At 63.7% G+C, this 16,075-nt stretch carries 9 protein-coding genes and 1 tRNA gene; 5 read left to right on the top strand and 5 right to left on the bottom strand.

What is annotated here, in order from left to right; translation table 11 throughout:
* Nucleotides 1–3: 3 nt before the first annotated feature.
* The 3 genes from LB520_RS28430 (at nt 4) to LB520_RS28420 (ending at nt 2,192) form a co-directional block, all read left to right on the top strand.
* Nucleotides 4–684 (top strand): phosphoglycolate phosphatase, encoded by a 681-nt coding sequence (locus LB520_RS28430; protein WP_224640146.1) that lies wholly within the window; start codon nt 4–6, stop codon nt 682–684.
* Between the two features lie 126 nt (nt 685–810).
* Nucleotides 811–885 (top strand) — tRNA-Val (locus LB520_RS28425).
* A 158-nt stretch (nt 886–1,043) separates the two neighbouring features.
* Entirely contained in the window at nt 1,044–2,192 is a 1,149-nt protein-coding gene (locus tag LB520_RS28420) for an acyltransferase family protein (protein WP_224640143.1), read from the top strand.
* Between the two features lie 70 nt (nt 2,193–2,262).
* Here LB520_RS28420 and LB520_RS28415 read toward each other — a convergent pair whose 3' ends face one another.
* The 3 genes from LB520_RS28415 to LB520_RS28405 all read right to left on the bottom strand — a co-directional run bounded on the left by LB520_RS28415 (nt 2,263) and on the right by LB520_RS28405 (nt 7,759).
* Nucleotides 2,263–2,433 carry a hypothetical protein gene (locus LB520_RS28415; RefSeq protein WP_224532243.1) on the bottom strand — a complete coding sequence of 57 codons (171 nt, stop codon included), beginning with the start codon at nt 2,431–2,433 and terminating at the stop codon, nt 2,263–2,265.
* 135 nt (nt 2,434–2,568) lie between these two features.
* The gene (locus LB520_RS28410) at nt 2,569–4,092 is read right to left on the bottom strand and encodes an MBL fold metallo-hydrolase (protein WP_224640142.1); all 1,524 of its coding nucleotides are present in this window, start codon (nt 4,090–4,092) and stop codon (nt 2,569–2,571) included.
* Nucleotides 4,085–7,759 carry a S8 family serine peptidase gene (locus tag LB520_RS28405; RefSeq protein ID WP_224640141.1) on the bottom strand — a complete coding sequence of 1,225 codons (3,675 nt, stop codon included), beginning with the start codon at nt 7,757–7,759 and terminating at the stop codon, nt 4,085–4,087. The genes LB520_RS28410 and LB520_RS28405 overlap by 8 nt, the downstream gene beginning before the upstream one ends.
* 576 nt (nt 7,760–8,335) lie before the next feature.
* Here LB520_RS28405 and LB520_RS28400 point away from each other — a divergent pair.
* Complete coding sequence (locus LB520_RS28400; RefSeq protein WP_140843458.1) at nt 8,336–9,019, top strand: Crp/Fnr family transcriptional regulator; 684 nt, start codon at nt 8,336–8,338, stop codon at nt 9,017–9,019.
* A 100-nt stretch (nt 9,020–9,119) separates the two neighbouring features.
* On the opposite strand, the gene LB520_RS28395 is transcribed toward LB520_RS28400, so the two are convergent.
* The gene (locus LB520_RS28395; protein WP_224640140.1) at nt 9,120–13,346 is read right to left on the bottom strand and encodes a cytochrome P450; all 4,227 of its coding nucleotides are present in this window, start codon (nt 13,344–13,346) and stop codon (nt 9,120–9,122) included.
* 117 nt (nt 13,347–13,463) lie between these two features.
* Complete coding sequence (locus LB520_RS28390) at nt 13,464–15,245, bottom strand: adenylate/guanylate cyclase domain-containing protein (RefSeq protein WP_224640139.1); 1,782 nt, start codon at nt 15,243–15,245, stop codon at nt 13,464–13,466.
* 403 nt (nt 15,246–15,648) lie between these two features.
* Between LB520_RS28390 and LB520_RS28385 the strand changes: the two genes are divergently transcribed.
* Nucleotides 15,649–15,906 carry a PepSY domain-containing protein gene (locus tag LB520_RS28385; protein WP_095765411.1) on the top strand — a complete coding sequence of 86 codons (258 nt, stop codon included), beginning with the start codon at nt 15,649–15,651 and terminating at the stop codon, nt 15,904–15,906.
* The last annotated feature ends 169 nt before the right edge of the window (nt 15,907–16,075 follow it).

Below are 16,075 nucleotides of genomic sequence, written 5' to 3'. Positions count from 1 at the left end.
CCCATGACCCGCCCGATCATCGTCTTCGACCTGGATGGAACGCTGATCGACACCGCGCCCGACCTGCTCGACAGCCTCAACCACAGCCTCGCGGCGAGCGACCTCGCAGCTGTCGACGAAGCCGGCTTCAGACGCTTCGTCGGCCATGGCGGCCGCGTGATGATCGAACGCGCGCATGCCGCGCAGAACAAGGCGCTGATGGCGGAAGAGCACGACCGGCTGCTGAAGCTGTTCCTCGACCATTACACGTTGAACATTCCCGGCAAGTCGCGCCCCTACCCCGGCGTCGTCGCCGCACTCGACCGTTTCCAGGCCGCCGGCTATCTGATGGCGGTCTGCACCAACAAATACGAAGCCAATTCCGCGACGCTGATCGGCGCGCTGGGCTTGTCGAACTACTTTGCCGCGATCTGCGGCCAGGACACTTTCGCCTTCCGCAAACCCGATCCGCGCCATCTCACCGAGACGATCCGGCTGGCGGGCGGCGATGCGGAGAACGCCTTGATGATCGGCGATTCGCAGACCGACATCGACACCGCCAAGGCAGCCGGCATTCCGGTGGTCGCGGTCGATTTCGGCTACACCGACCGCCATGTGCGCGAATTCGAGCCAACTCTGGTGATCTCGCATTTCGACACGCTGACGCCGAAACTGGCCGAGCGGTTGATCGCGGCGGCACGCTGAGCGGGACTCGGATCGGACGGCTGACAAACCGGAAACTGGTCCGAGCGAGAAGCTTGGCACATCACCTTGACTTCGCGCACCCGCCTCCCTTATATCGCGGCTCGCTTCGGTCTTCGGGCCTAAGGCGGGCGATTAGCTCAGCGGGAGAGCACACCCTTCACACGGGTGGGGTCGCAGGTTCAATCCCTGCATCGCCCACCATTTCCCTTGGTTTTCCACAGTTCTTATGACGACCTCCGCGCAAATGCGCGTAGGGAATGGAGCTTATGTGGCTCGAATTGGGCACAGTCGGTTTCGGGGGATGCCGCCCGGTGCCGTCCGAGCGCATCAAGAGGAGATTGCGGGGAAACGTCAGCGACATGGGGGATATCGCTATCTCGCGCCGTGAATTCGTACCTGGCCTCGAAGCAGCTCGCGGCGTCGCCGCGCTGATGGTCGCGCTCTTTCATTGCGGTCAGGCGACATATTATGCTTCGACGCGGCAAGCGGTCTCTTTGGTGCAGGGCTCGTATCGAAGCCAAAGCTACCTTGATGCGGCTTTCCGCATCGCCGGGAACGGCCACGGCGCCGTCGTATTTTTCTTTGTCCTGAGCGGCTTCGTTCTCATGATGATGCTCAGTCGGCAGACGGATGACCTCAAGGCCAGCGCTGGCCCATTTTTCATAGGACGCGTTCTGCGCATCTACCCTGCCATCTTTTCAACCATCGCGATCTTCGTCGCACTGTTTCTGCTGACCGGCATGTCGCTTGGGCCGGCCGAGGGCTATACGACCAGGAATGTGATGGCCAATGCGCTGTTGCTACGTACCGACATCAACGGCGTGATGTGGTCGCTCCAAACCGAAATGATCGCGGCCCCACTGATTTTTTTGCTCTATTGGTCCTGGCGGCGATGGGGCGCTGTCGCTCTGGTTCTGCCCGCCCTCATCTTGCTCGGCCTGTCATTCAGCGGGCAGTGGTCTGGAACGCCCGGAAAGGGCGTTTCGTTAGGGAACCTCTACTCCTTCGTGTCCGGAATGATCGCTTGTGCCTATGGAAGGAAGATAGTCGCTCGCCTTGCTCGTCCGGCCCTGTCGCTCGCCCTCGCGGTCGCCGGGTTCGCACTCTCGCGCCCCTTGCTTGGATGGTGGTCCAACTGGTCCGTGATTTTCGAGACGGCTTTCGCGGGTTTTATCTCGGCGTTGATCGCCTATGGCGTTCCGTTGCGGAAAGGTCGTCTGATGGCTGTGGCCAGGTATTTCGGCCGCATCTCTTTCAGCTTCTACTTGTTGCACCCATTGGCGCTGATCGCTCTTTGGAACATGCCTGAGCTACTCGCAAAGGCCGTCAATGCAGGAGTTTCTCCCATCACTCTGGCACTCGCCTCGTTTGCCTTTTCGGTCCTCGTCATCACTCCGCTGGCTCACATGCAGCATACGGCAGTCGAACGTCCAGGCGTTCGATTGGGCCACGCAATGGCATGGCGCCTCCGCTCGAAGCTTCAGCCCGCCGCCGTCCAGCGTGGGTGAACACAGACGGTCCCAGATTCAATCCACGCACCGTCTATTCGACCTGCTTGGATGGCCCGACAACCGGATTCTAGATCAGCCCTCTGCGCACATTCATATGCGTCACCGCTGTCACCAATACGGCGCCGGTCATGAAATAGAGCGTGGCGATGATGTGTCCTTGATGGAAATGCAGCCCGGCAAACAGCAGGGCCGTGACCACGGCAAGGAAGGCGATGACGCGCGAGAATTGATCGGGCATGGGGCGACCTTGTGCAATGTGTTGAGTGGCCGCCCTCATTCAGCCGTTCGCTCCATAGAGCGGTTTTCGATTTTTCGCAATCGGCCTTGAAGCCGGACTGATTGGCGCCTGCCCCGCGGCGGCGTTCCGGTGGTCCTAGACCAGATCCACTTCCACCCACAGTCCGCCCGGCCCGCGTGCCGCATCGCGTGGCGCGCTGCGCACCGCCTGGACCGAGCCGGACGGCGCGGCAAAGGCCGGCTTTCCGTTCTTGTCCGCCAGCCACGGATCATCGGCGCGAATGACGCGGCCCTTGGTCTTTGTCTTGAGCGCGGTCAGGATGCCGTCATAGGGCATCTCGCCCCAGTGCACTTTCAGCGCATCGACCTTGTTGGTCGGGATGAAGGCCGACAGGTCCGAGCTCGTCAGCAGATCGAAACCCTGTTTCTGCGGCGTGGCGTTCTGGCTGCCGTGATGCGCGACCTTGAGATAGACGGTGCGCGCCAGAAGATCGGCCGATGTGACGGTGCCCTGCCCCACCGGCCATTTCAGGTCCTTCCAGCTCAGCCAGTTGCCGATCTGGGCGTCGCCGGGGAAAAGCAGCACCCGGCCCGAGTCAGTGAACTCGAAGGCCAGCACCAGGCTGGTGTTGTTTACGCCGCGATCGAGCTGCATGGCGAGATCGGCAGCGATGCCCATCCAGTCGGCGTCGATGCGCCGCCAGGACTGGTCGCGGTCTTCCATCGGAGCGGCGTCCAAAACCGGCCCGGAATAATGCCTGCGCACATAGGCGCCGATATCGATGGCCGGATCGCTGCCTTCATCACCGTTGAGCGCCGCCGACAGCGGCGTGCCGACATTGCGCTCGAACGGACTGAGCTCGTCGACGTAACCGGCATCTGCCGCCTCGTTGATCTTGAGGCCGCTCGCCAGCGCCCGCGCGTACTGGCCGCCGCTGGCCAGCGGAAACATCTCGCTCGCCTTTTCCTCCAGGCGAAGCGCCGCCTTGTCGCGCGGCGGGCCGAGCACATAAACGCGCAGGTTGGGCAATGCGTCGATCGTCACCGGCGGTCCGCCGGGCTCGAAATAGGTCGGCGACGGTTTTTGCGACAGCTTTGCCGCTGAGTCGCGGGCCGAGCGCACCCGCTCGCCGGCGGCACCGAACTGGAAGCCGAGCACTGACTGCAGGCCATCGCGCACCCCGGCCATGTAAGAACTGAGCCCCTGCATCCCGTCGAGCTTCTGGCCCACGCCCTGCAAGGCCGCCAGCGCCTGGCCCTTGAACTTGTCGATCTCCACCGCCTCGGCGTCGGCGGGATTTTCGGTCCACGCCATCCAGACATCGCCGACGATGAAATCCTTGAAGAGGTCCTTCGCGGTCAGGAAGCCGGAGACATGATCCCAGTGTTCGTGGGTGACGACGAGGATGTCGATCTTGCCGCCGGTCTCCTTCTTGAGGTCGGCGACGATGTCGGCGATCAGCGCCGAGCCACTCTTGATCGAGACATGAATGCCGCAATCGATGAGAATGCGGAAAGGCTTTCCATCCGCCTTCTTGAACGTCAGCAAGTGGCAGTCGCCGATGCCCTGGCAGTAATGCCTGACGGTGATGCCCGATGCCGGCGTCGCCGCGGGAGCCGATTTTGCCGGCCTTGTCCTCGTCGCCGGTTTTCTAGACATGGTCGTCGTCTCCGTCGCTGGCATGCAGCAACGCAAAAGGCTCCGATACTTCGCCGCCGAAATAGAGCGCTCGCAGTGGCGAGAGATAGTTGGCCGGCATCGTCCCGGCCTGACGCTTCTGCCGGTCCGCGCTGCCGGTGTTCTTGATGATCGAGTAGCGGATTTCCTCGAAGCCCTCGCGCGGATCGATGATGATCGTGGCGCCGCCGCGGAACCAGAAGAAGCCTTCGCCCTTGGCCATGCCTTGCGGCATCGCCGTGCCGTCCAGCGCAACCGGAATGCGCTGCTGGATGACCGCCACGACTTCCACGCGGAACGAGCCGTCCGGCTCGACGCGGCGCGTCGGGCGCACGCTGTAGATGTCGAAGGTCGTCTCGCCTTTCTTCGGCGGGTGCATGACCGTGCCGTCGTCATTGTAGCGCGGCAGATCGGGCAGCAGGCCGAACTGCTTGTAGAGGTCCGGATCGGAGGCGAAGGCCTTGTGCATCGCCTTCCACAGCGCATAGCGGTTCTTGTCGTTGAGCGCGAAGATCTCGGCCCGCTTCAATTTCTGGTTCCAGCCGAGGTCGATCTTGCCGAGCAGGCCTTTCAGCCAGACCGGCGACGGGTCCTCCGGCGCGCTCCAGGCCAGCGTCTCCTCCGAGATGGTGCGAACGTCGCGCGGCAACAGCTTCCATTTGCGGAAGGATTCCAGGAAGGCCAGGCGATAGTGCAGCGGATCGTCCGGGTAGGCGTCGCGGTCGGCGGTGATCAGCGCGCGCAGATATTCGCCGAAAGTGATGTCGACGGAAGGGCAATAGTCGAGCGCGCGGATGCACATGGTCAGCATCTGCGTGGCGGTCTTGGCAACCTCGTCGGTGAGGCGCTCGACCAGGCTCGGATGCAAGGTGCCCGCCGGCAGGATGCCGGAGCCGCCAGTGGCAAGCTGGATCAGGTCGTCGGTCCGCCGGTCGGCGATGGCCAGAAAGGCCTGGTAGACAGCGAAAACCAGGATCGAGCCTCGGTCATGCGCCTCGAAGGTTTTGTCGTAGTCGAGCTCGGCCATGCCGGCGCCGCCATATTCGCGCAACGGCCCGGCCCGCCCGCTGCCTTCGCCGAACTGCTTGGCGATACCGGAAAGCAGCGAGGCGGCCGATAATTCGCCCCTCGCCTTGCCGATTTCGAAGCCGACCAGTTCCTTCAGCGTGAAGTGCTGGAACAGCGCGACGATATCGGCAAAGGCCTCGTGGAAGGCCGGCACGTCCGGGTTGGATGCTTCCTGGAAGCGGCGGTGCAGCCCGTCGAGCAAAGCGTGCGACATCTCATGCGCGACGATGTCGCTGGACAAGCACGAGAACACCGTCGTTCCGGGCGTGGTGACGTCGCCCTGATTGCTGGTCGCCGGGAAATAGCCGAACAGCAGCGCCTTCTTTTCCGGGCTGTAATAGGCATTCTCGGCGCGCAACGCATGCGGATAAATGCGCAAGCGCGGCACGTAATGCGCCTTCGTCGTCATATCGCCGGTGCGGCCGGGAGCCGCTGCGTAATGCGGCGCCCACAACGCCCGACGGCCGAGAGCGCGCTCGAAATGGCCGATCGTGGTCATGGCCACCGCGTAGACCATCTGCTGGTGGAATTTCGGATTGCCCTCCGAAGGCGGCAGGCCGTCCTGCGCCAGCAGCACCTTGTCGTTGAGGTCGACCGGATCGTAGACGCGGTCGGACGCGGGGTCGACATCGACCACCTCGAGATATTCGCCGATCGGACCGGGCAGCAACGGCCTGTCGGTCGCAGGCTCGTCGTCCCACGGCACCGAAAGCGTCGCCTGGTAGACCGAAACCGAATCCAGCCGTTTCGCCACCGACGGGTCGAGCGCGTAGATGCGCAGGCGCCGTTGCGGCGGCGGCAGCGGCCGCGGCTTGCGCCTGATGGCCGGTGCCGGGCCCATGACTGGCGCCGGAACCGCTACGCTGGCGCCTGGCCGGCCCAGCCATCCTTCCAGAAAGGCCTTCAACGGCTTCGACGGATTGCCCTGGTCGAGCGCCGCCTCCAGGTAGCGGTTGCGCGCCGCGGCCGAAACCTTGTCCGGATCGCCATCCGGGTCGGCGATCGCCTGGTCGACTGCCGCCGTGGTTTGCGCCATCTGCATCAGTTCCAGCGCGAACATCGTTCGCTGCCGAAGCGTCGCCGGTGGTGGCGCCACCAACGAATTCCCTCCGGTCAAAAGGTCCAGCCAGCTCCACGTGTAGGTGGCTCGAGCGAGCTTGGTCAGCCTGTTCGCTGCCGGCGGCGGGAAGCCCAGCGCATCGAAGGCCCGCAAGACGCCCTGCCCGATCTTCTCCTTCGTCTCCGCCGCATTCATCTTGGCCGTCGATTTCAAGGCTTTCGCGAACAAGGCCTTGCGTACGGCTTCGACACGCATCCAGGGCTGAGGATATTTCTTCACCACGTCCCAGTGCTCGGCGAGCCAGAGAGCGGCCGCGGCCGCGACCTGCGGTGTCGCGGCGGAGGTGCCGCTGCCATCCATGTCGACCACCTTGCGACAATCGATCTCGGCCCAGGGCACATTCGGCGTGTAGGCGCCGAGCGCCGTATCCATCTTCGAAGGCGGCCCGTAATTGCCCTGCATGGTGCCGAAGGAGAGCCCGGCATAGGCGCGCCCGTCGCCCATCACGCCGCAGGCTGCAAGCACCCGGTTGTAGCGCGCAGGATAGACGATGCTGCGCGGCGTGATGGTGAAATTGTTGCCGGCCGCCGTGACCATGACCACACCGTGGTCGTAGGCAAGGTTGACGGCGTCGACCAGCGCCTGCGAGGCGAGGCCGCCCATGCTCATCGACAACACCTGCGCTCCCTGCTTGCGCGCATAGTCGATGCCTTGCACCATGGTGCCGGTGGTCAGCCGCACCACCCAGTCGGCGATGCGCACCGGCAGGATTTTCGCCAGTGGCGCGCCGCCGACGAAATCGTTGAAGCCCGGCCAGTGCGGCGAGGAGCCGTCGAGCTTGTTGCCGGCAAGCAGGCTGAGCGTGCCGGTTCCATGGCCGCGATTGCTGGTCAGCGTGCCGGCCGGAGCGTGGTCGGTCGCGTTGTTCGGACCCGCCCCGTCGTCGACGAAATTGCGCTGCTGCGCTGTAAGAAGCGCGGCGGGAATGGTCTGATGGCCTGGATCGAAACCGGTATCGAGATGGGCGATGGTGATGTTGGCCTGCTTGGCGCCCACCTTCTCGCGCGCCGCCACGAACTGGCTGAAGTCCGGCGCGGCATTCCAGGCGACGCGCCCCGCGACCACCGCCTGTCCGCCCTGCGGGTCCTGATCGTCGAATGCACAGACCGGAGCTGCGCTTGCCGCCATGCCGCGATCGCCGCCGCTGTCCTTATAATCCCACTGCTGCACGATATCGGGCTCGATTGCGAGCACCTCGGCTCCCGCGGCCGCCAGCGCCGGGTTCCGGGCGACAAGATCGTGGGCATGGTCCCAGGGGTTGTCTGTATCGGCGGCGTCCGTGGCCAACCGCAACCAGGTGGCGCCGCGATCCCCGGCCGCGGCCGTGCCGTCGCTTGCGTCGGCAGGCACAGAGATGATCGGCTCGGCTTCGATGCCGCCAATCCGGGGCGGGCCGCCTCGGACCGAGAGCCCCGCGCCGTCGCCGCGAACCTTTACAAGGAGTCCCTTCGCGGCTGCCATGGCCTGCCCCTCCCCAAAATGAACCATGAGGCCGACCATCACCTGTAGTCAAGACAAGGTTCCAGCCATACTTCGGTTGATCTATTTGCCGACTAGGCAATCATGCCGGTTGCAAAGCAAAGACCATACACTTCTAGAATAACCATCGGTCCGCCAGATGCGTATATCTGTGAGCGCCTTCACATACGCTGAACAGGGCTTGCGCTCAGATGTTGTAACGGCGGCATCGACGGCCCGAGCTGACTACGGCGTCCGAAGCTGCTGCCGGACTGCGATATGGATGCGGTTCTCGAGGAGAAATTTCGATCACCTAGCCATTTTCAGGTTTGCTGTCTGCGCGCATGGGCACCTCCCACCCAAGCGCGCGGATGGCGTTTCCAAGATCGGCCCGCAACCGCCAGTGCGCCCGGTCTCCTTACAGTTTGCCGGCTTATCCAATTTCGGCGTGTGACGCGTGACACGGAACGTCTGTCCGCCACCTGCCGATTTCGGTCAGCCACCACAGAAGGAGACGACGCTTTGATCGAGCACGCACTTATCCTACAATTTCCGTCTAACGAGAGGCGGAATCGTATCATGGCTACAAATGGCGCGGACGACAGGAACCTGCCGCGCCTGGCGCGCATCGACCCGCGCCACTTCGATCTGTTGTTCGGCGGCTGCAAGCTTGAGCGCTATGCCGCCGGCCAGCATTTGTTCGTCCAGGAGGACGCTTCCGACCGCATCTACGGCGTGATGAGCGGCACCGTCGAGATTTCGATCTATTCGCCCGGTGGGCAAAAGCTGGTTGCCAATATCGAGCTGTCGCGCAGCCTCGTAGGCGAGATCGGAGCCCTGGATGGGCGCCCGCGCACGGCGACCGCCATCTGCCTTACGGCATGCGAGCTGGTTTCGCTGAGCCGGACACAACTCTTCGACCGCATTGAGAAAAACCCGTCTCTGGCCCGCGCGATGATCGAATTGCTGTGCACGCGGCTGCGCTGGGTCAGCGGCGAGCTGGGCGACCAGGCCTTTTTCGGTATCGAGGCCAGGCTGGCAAAGCGGCTGGTGTTCCTGAGCGGCGTGATGGCAGACGCCGCCGGCTGGATTCCGATTTCGCAGTCGGAGCTCGGCGAATTCCTCGGCGCTACGCGCGAATCCGTCAACAAGACGCTGAACGACTGGCGCAGCCGGCACATGATCGCCATCAAGCGCGGTGGCCTGCGCATCACCAACGCCGCCGCGCTGAACCAGATCGCCGAATCGCAGGACGACGACTGAGCGAGCTCGACGCCTTCGCCGTAGCCCGCGCGGCGCCTTCGCCATTGCTCCGCTGGTTCGTCGCTTTCGAGAAACGACGAACTGCTTTCAGCGCACCCGGTCAGAGCCGCGAGATCAGATAGCGCAGCGCCGACCGGCTCGGCATGAAGAAATAGCCGCCGCCTTTCGTGGTGACGAACTGCGGCACATCCTTGAGCACCGTGACCTTTTCCCAGGATGGGATCGAGAACCGGCCGCCGCCGCCCCGCGCGCCGATCGTCGGATCGGTCTCGCCGACAAGACCCTGGAACGAGTTCGACGAGACCCAGGTTTGCTGGATGAATTCGTACTGACGCTCGATATCGGCATTGAGGCACATGAACAGGAGGCCCTTCTCGGTCTTCCCGCCCTTGCCCTTCTTCTCATAGGTGCGGCCGACGCGCAGGATGCGGTGGCGCTTGCCGATCCTGATCTGCGTCTCGCGGTCCTCGCCAAGCGAATCGCGCGGGTTGGACCGGCGTATGTGGGAGCCGAGCGGACAGGCATGCCCCTGCGGATCCTCGGCGCCGAGCGCGAAATCATTGTCGACGCCGCGGCCCGGGCGTCCGTTCGGATTGCGCACCAGAGAGCTTCCGTCCTGCCAGCGACCGAGCATCTTTGCCGCCACCCAATGCGGTGTGATGGCGGCGTCGCCTGTCTCGTATGCTGCCTGCGTCGCGGCCTTCCTGCAATAATCGTCGAACAGTTCGACATGCTGCTCGAATTGGCGCAGGACGAGGAAGGTGCCGTTGCGGCCGAAATCGCGCGGCGGAGGCGGCTGCCCCGGTATCTGACGGTTGCGCCGCACCTGCGACAGGATGCCGGTTCGGTCCAGCGCCGCGTCCACCGACGGCGAAGCCGGGTAGAAGCCGTGCTCGTCGCGGTAGCCGAACAGGAACTCGCCCGGTGCCAGCAAATGCATCGGCGCGGCTCCCTTGGCGGCGCGCGACGTGCCCCGAACGATCGGTTGCGAGATGCCGTCGACGAAGCCGAAATGCTCGACGGCCCGCTTGCCGTCGCGCCGAACCATCAGCGGCAGTTCGGCGGCCACGGACATCCCCGCGCCTGTCGTCTGTCGCTTCATGGCCGCGATCTCCGCCTTCAACGCGGCCGGCGTCCCGGCATAGCAGACGATGACGACGTCGGCGGGATTGGCGGGCGATCCCCACTGCCATTTGTCGGGGGCGTCGGGACCGGTGTCGTTGAGGATGCGGCTGCGCTCGGGCGTTCCCATGCCCTGGCGAAAAGCCACGGGAAACGTGTCCAGCGGCTCGTCGTCGACTCCGCCCTCGAGCCCCAGCCGGCGCAGGCCGTTGGGGCCGAACGCCACCGTCATGGCGCGGCCGGCCGGCACGCCGTCGCCGAAGCTGGTTTTTTCGGTCACGAAGTTGAGCCACGCCTTGCGCTTCGCCGCCGACAAACCGTCAGGCACCTCGATCGCAAGCATATGCGCATAGCCGAGCGCGCCGAACGGCCCGAAGAAGATCGACTGGATTTCCCCGGATTCCAGTTCTTCGAGCGGCGCGGACGCCGGTCCAGCCAGGCTGGTCGCGTCTGCCGGCCGCGCTTGCGGCCGCGGAAGCGAACCGAACAGGCTCAGCCAGTCGCGCGCCTCGTTGCCGGTGGCCGACGCGATACCGCGCCTGATCCTGGAGTTGATGCGGATGCGCGTGGTGTTGAGATGCGGATACGCGCTGTACCAGAACAGCGTCGGCACCTGCTGGCGCCGCGCCCAGCGCTTGAAACGATCGCCGTCGCGCGCGCCGTCCAGGAACAGCCAGCGCGTGCGCGGATAGCCTTCGGTGTTGCTCCACACGCCGGTCAGGCCGGCCGAAGCCTTGGCAATGAAATCCTCCAGATAACTCTCCCAGCTGCCACCGTAATTGGAGAAGAACACCAGCCTGTCGGTGCCGGGCAGCAGCACCCAGCGGGCGAAATGAATGGTGTTAATGGTGGCGAGGAAGCCCGGCCTGAACACTTTCTGCGCCGATATCGAGATCAGGTAGAAGGAGAGCCGCAGCGCCAGCCGCCGCAAGATCCCCGGCTTCATCGTCGAGATCGCCGTCAGGTTGTTCTGCGCGCAGTGGTCCTCATTGGCGAGGATCTTTTCCAGCGCGCCGATATCGACCGGCGTGTTCGCCGGCCGGTCCTTGTCTTCGAGCCGCCGCAACGCCAGGAAGCAAAGGCCCACGAACAGAGCCAGAATAGCCAGCAGACCGAGCACCGTCAGCAGAAGCGCGGCGCCGGCGATAGCGATATTGGCGAAGGTGACGCCATGCGGGTTCCCGAACACGAGCACATAAGTCATGCGCCAAAAGGCGAGAACGACGATCGCGACAGTGGCGAACATCGCCGGCGTCAAAAGCGTCGTCGTCAGCGCGCGCGACCAGTGGCCGGGCGGCCTTTCCAGCAGGCTTTCGGCGGGCTCGAACGCCCAGCCGAATTGCCCGAGACAGCGGACATGCCGGCGCGCTTCGGCCAGCACATCCATCGCGTTGCCGGCGCCCACGCGCGGCTTTTCGACGATCTCGCGCACGCTGTCGGCCAGCCGCGCCTCGGCAAGGATGCGGCGTACGGAATGGCCAGGCGTGCCGGAAAAAACCAGCCCGGCCGCGCTGCCGAAGGAGGGCGATATCTTGATTTGGTCCTTCTTCAGGAAGTCCTCCAGCGAGCCGCCATCCGGCAGGCCGCAGACATCCCTGAAGATCGGCCGCAGCCGATACCCGATCGATTGCGCAATGGCAGCAATGACGTCGTCGGTGCTGCCGTCGCCGGAGATTTCGAACACCAGCGCGCCGGTCTCGACCCCGGTCTTCTTGTCCCTGCCTGTGGGAGCGACGGCCAAGCTGGTGAAATGTATGGTGGCGACCTTGTCGAGCGCGGCGCTGATCTCGCCAATCGCGGGATTGCCTAGGTCGGCGACCTTGTCGCGCACCGCATCGAGCGGCATGGCGCGGGTGATCGGGCAGACAACTGTCACCATCGACTGGTCGGCGGTGCGGCAAAGCGGCGGGCGCTCGAAATCGACCTTGAGGCTTGCCGGATAGGCGCCGACATTGACCATCTTGCCGGCCCTGCCCCGCGCGCGGGCGAGCTTCGGTTTGCCGAACAGCGCGCGGATGCATTCGCCGATCTGGATGCGGGCGATCTCGGCGCCGATGCACAGATGGATGCCGTAACCGAAAACCATGTAGTCGCGATGCGGGCGCGACGTATCGAACTCGTTCGGCCGCTGCACGATCTCCGGATCGAACATTGCTGAAAGCGTCGCCGGCATGACCACCGTTCCGGCCTTGACCAGGCGCTCGCGGCGCGTGCCCTTGCCGATGACCGCGTCACGCCTGGTATAGCGCCAGGGCCCGATCCAGATCGGCTTGAAGCGCATGGCTTCCATGATCGCCCGGTCGAGCTTGTCGGTGTCGCCGGCCGCGATGGCCTGATCGACGGCCTGCCGCGCATCGGATCGCGACAGAATCACATCCAGGCAATTGCTGCCGGCAAGCACGTTCGTCGGCACAAAGCCTGCGACCATGCCGAGCATGATGGAATGAATGTCGGGCAACGACAGGCGCCCTTGGTCCATCAGCGCGACGAGACGGGCAAGCGGCCGGTCGTCTTTGCCCGCTCTCTCCCTGACCGCGGCGATCGATCGGTTTATGACCTTGATCAGCCGATCGCCTCCGACCACGGCAAGCTGGCGCGTGGTGGGACTTGCCGTCGGATCGGAAAAGAACAGCGCGCTGAGCGCGATCGACCAGTCGGCGAACTCGGTTTCGTCGTCGATCTCGAGGCCGAAATAGTCGCGGCAGATGCGAACCGGCACGATCTTCATCAATCCGGCGATGGCATCGAAGCCGGGGCTGGCGCGGGTCATGATATCGTGCGAATGGCGCTCAGCGATCGGCCTGACGGCGGCTTCGACCTCCGCCGGCGGGAACGCGCTCAGCACCGCCGATTTCATCTGCCGGTACGCGGCGCCGTCCTGCATGCCGAGAATGAAATTCGAGCCCCGGGCGAGTTCGGCCATTTCCGGCCCGTAAGGCGTTTCGAACTCGTCGCCCCGCTCCAATATGTCGCGAACATCCGCGCCCTTGGTGACGAGCAGGAAATTGCCGAAGCCGAGATTCGGCCAGAAACGGCGCAGCAGCGCCAGCAGCCAGCGCGGATCGCTGAGAAGAAAACCTGCGATGCGGGAAGCAAAGCCGCTCTTGGAACGCAGCCGATTGATGTCGAACGGTGGCATTTCGGCGAGCGGACGCTGGCTCTTCTGAGCGGCGCGGACGGCGGCGAAGTACTTCAAAGTGATCATCGCGTTCAAGCCCCCCGGCTGTCCACGTCAATGCGATGCCGGCATTGTCTGGCCTAGGTTTGCATCGGTCCGGCGTATGTGAATTCGTTCACAGTCATTTGTTGTCGGCCCCGGCGATCATGCAGCAGACTTGGCCTGATCGAAATTGCCGATCAGGAAATTGTTCTTGGCTGGGTCCACGAATGGTATCCAGCGTATCCTCTGCTCGGAAAAATCGGGGTGCCTGGTCATGAAAATCGCGAGTTCATGCGCCGCCTCGTCGCGCCGACCGCTTCTCATCAGTGCGCCTATCTTCAGGAATCTTGCGTAGAAGTAACCTGGCGACAGGTTGAGCGAGCGCTCGGCGGTGGCGATCGCGGCCTGCCAGTCCTCGACGAAGCAATAGGCCGCGGCCAGTTCCCCCAGATTATGGAAGCGATAGAGGTCGAACGGGCTCAATCGGTCAGTGTCGAGGAAGAAGGGGATCGCGCTGGTCGCATCGCCAAGCAAAAGGTGTGCGCTGCCCATGGCCGAGCGGGCGAAGGCGAAGCTCGGATTGATGTGGATCGCTTCGGCAAGATGCTCGGCCGCCAATGCCGGCTGGCCGCGCATGATGTCGGCTGCGCCGAGATAGGCATGCGGACGCGCATCGAGGCTGTCCATCAGCAGTGCCTTGCGCGCAAGCGTCTCGACTTTCTCCAGATCGTCGCTGTCGCCGAAGCGCAGCCATGCCCTCCAGAAATACCACCATGCGAGCTCGTTGAGCACGGCGCTCGAATTCGGATCTTCCTGGTAGGCCTTGTCGAAGAAGTCGAGCGCGATTTCGGTATCGCGACGTGTCCGCCTGTTCATGTGCCAGCGGCCGCGCCTGACCAGTTGCCAGGTCTCGAGGCTTTCCCATGGCACCTGGAACGTGCGCGCCTGCTCGGCGCGGTCGACCTCCTTGTCGAGTATGGAAACGATCTCGCTGCCGATCTGGTCGCGCAGGCTGAAGATGTCGACGAGATCGCGGTCGAAACGTTGCGACCAGACCAGGCGCCCGTTCGAGGTATCGGTGAGCGACGTGTTAAGGCGGATCTGCCTGTTGGAGCGCGCCAACGTGCCGCTGACGATGTAGCGGGCGCCCAGCGCGTTGCCGATGAGCCTTGTGCCGAGGCTGTCATCGCGAAACTGGAAGCTCGATCCCTTGGCGATGACCGATAGCCAGCGCGTGTTGGAAAGACCGTAGATGATGTCCTCGGCGATACCGTCGGCCATATAGCCGACATCGGGTTCGCTGCCATTGCCCTGGAACGGCAGCACGGCGATTGCCGGCGGGCCCTTGGCGATCGGCCTGGAATGACCGGGCGTGGCGGGAATGGAAGCGAAGGAAGCGGTCGCGGCAGGGCCGTTGCCGCCGCGACCGGCGATCAGGACCCGCACCGGCAGGGCGATGTTCTTCAGGCTGAACTCGCCGAGATCGGTGAAGACGGCCGCCGTCTTGTCCCTCACGTGATGCCACGTCGTCGCCGAGATGGCGACACCGTCATGCGGCGCGAATTCCTGAAGCCTGGCCGCGATATTCACGTCGTCGCCGTAGAGACGGCCCTCCCGGACGATGACGTCGCCGGTGTTGATCCCGGCGCGAAAAGGCATGCGCATGTCCTCGGCGACCGTGGCATTCAGCGCCACGATCCGGGCCTGGAAATCGAAGGCTGCCCGCAAGGCTTCGATTGGATTGCCGAATTCGGCCATGACGCTGTCGCCGGCATCGCCGAACGTGCGCCCGCCAAATGCGCCGCAACTGTCGGCGATGATGTCGCGCCTTTCCTCGAAGGCGGCAACAGCCAACTCGTCGTCGATGCCCATAAGCCTCGAGAATCCTACGGCGTCGATTGAAATGATTGTCGCAAGCTGACGGGTATAATTCCGTTCAGCCATGATTGAGCCCCCAGTCCCGCTGCAGTCCAGAACGGGCGACCTGCGCTCAAAGAAACGCGTCGCCGGCTGCCGACGGAAATCCTCGGCAGGCCCGGCGCACTGTTGCCACCCTCTTATGACCAGAATTCTATCAGGATCTTGCCGAAAGCTCTACCACGAACAGCTAATATGGCGAATTCACCCGCCGGCGCATGGTTAGTGGTTCAGTACGTCAGGAGATACATCCAAAGTGCGATCTTACCAGCTGAAATTATTACATTTTCTCCACCAGGCAATATCGGCCGGCTCCTGCGGCCGCATCGAGGCATGCGCCGCAAAAGTCGGTTATTGCGGCGCTGCGGAACCAACCTGCCTGCGCGCGAGTTTCTGACGGCACTGACGCCGACGAGATTTGAGGGCTCTCATGCGCACTGTTGTTTCAGCAACCGGTATCGCTTTCCTGCTTATCAGTGGACAAGCCTTTGCGGCGGACGACCAGCCACTGCCGTCGCAAAATGCCAAGAAGCTCTCGGAAATCGTCGCCAAGGTCGAGCACCGCACCGACTTCCGCTATGTGAAGGAGGTCGAATGGGATAGCGACGGCTATACCATCACCTACTACACGACGGACAAGGCCAAGGTCCAAATCACCTACGATCCCCTGACCGGCGAACCCAAATAGGCCGCGTCCGCCTGCGGCCATTCCGCCCGGCCTACTAGGGGCAAATGGACCCCTGCCCGATCCCCGGCATCTGTGCGTTAGAGCATTATCCCGACAAGTGGGAACCGTTTTTCAGAGAAGATCGTCTCCAACAAGAGTTAGATCGGATGGCGATTCAACGAAACATCAT

It is taken from the genome of Mesorhizobium sp. CA12, assembly GCF_020165255.1.
In the GTDB taxonomy this organism is placed as follows: Bacteria; Pseudomonadota; Alphaproteobacteria; order Rhizobiales; family Rhizobiaceae; genus Mesorhizobium.
This window is presented reverse-complemented; position numbering and strand designations above follow the sequence as displayed.

What these genes read in the sequence shown, in the direction of transcription:
- LB520_RS28430 (WP_224640146.1), top strand. Translation starts at nt 4, where the DNA reads ATGACCCGCCCGATCATCGTCTTCGACCTGGATGGAACGCTGATCGAC.
- LB520_RS28420 (WP_224640143.1), top strand. Translation starts at nt 1,044, where the DNA reads ATGGGGGATATCGCTATCTCGCGCCGTGAATTCGTACCTGGCCTCGAA.
- LB520_RS28415 (WP_224532243.1), bottom strand. Translation starts at nt 2,433, where the DNA reads ATGCCCGATCAATTCTCGCGCGTCATCGCCTTCCTTGCCGTGGTCACG.
- LB520_RS28410 (WP_224640142.1), bottom strand. Translation starts at nt 4,092, where the DNA reads ATGTCTAGAAAACCGGCGACGAGGACAAGGCCGGCAAAATCGGCTCCC.
- LB520_RS28405 (WP_224640141.1), bottom strand. Translation starts at nt 7,759, where the DNA reads ATGGCAGCCGCGAAGGGACTCCTTGTAAAGGTTCGCGGCGACGGCGCG.
- LB520_RS28400 (WP_140843458.1), top strand. Translation starts at nt 8,336, where the DNA reads ATGGCTACAAATGGCGCGGACGACAGGAACCTGCCGCGCCTGGCGCGC.
- LB520_RS28395 (WP_224640140.1), bottom strand. Translation starts at nt 13,346, where the DNA reads ATGATCACTTTGAAGTACTTCGCCGCCGTCCGCGCCGCTCAGAAGAGC.
- LB520_RS28390 (WP_224640139.1), bottom strand. Translation starts at nt 15,245, where the DNA reads ATGGCTGAACGGAATTATACCCGTCAGCTTGCGACAATCATTTCAATC.
- LB520_RS28385 (WP_095765411.1), top strand. Translation starts at nt 15,649, where the DNA reads ATGCGCACTGTTGTTTCAGCAACCGGTATCGCTTTCCTGCTTATCAGT.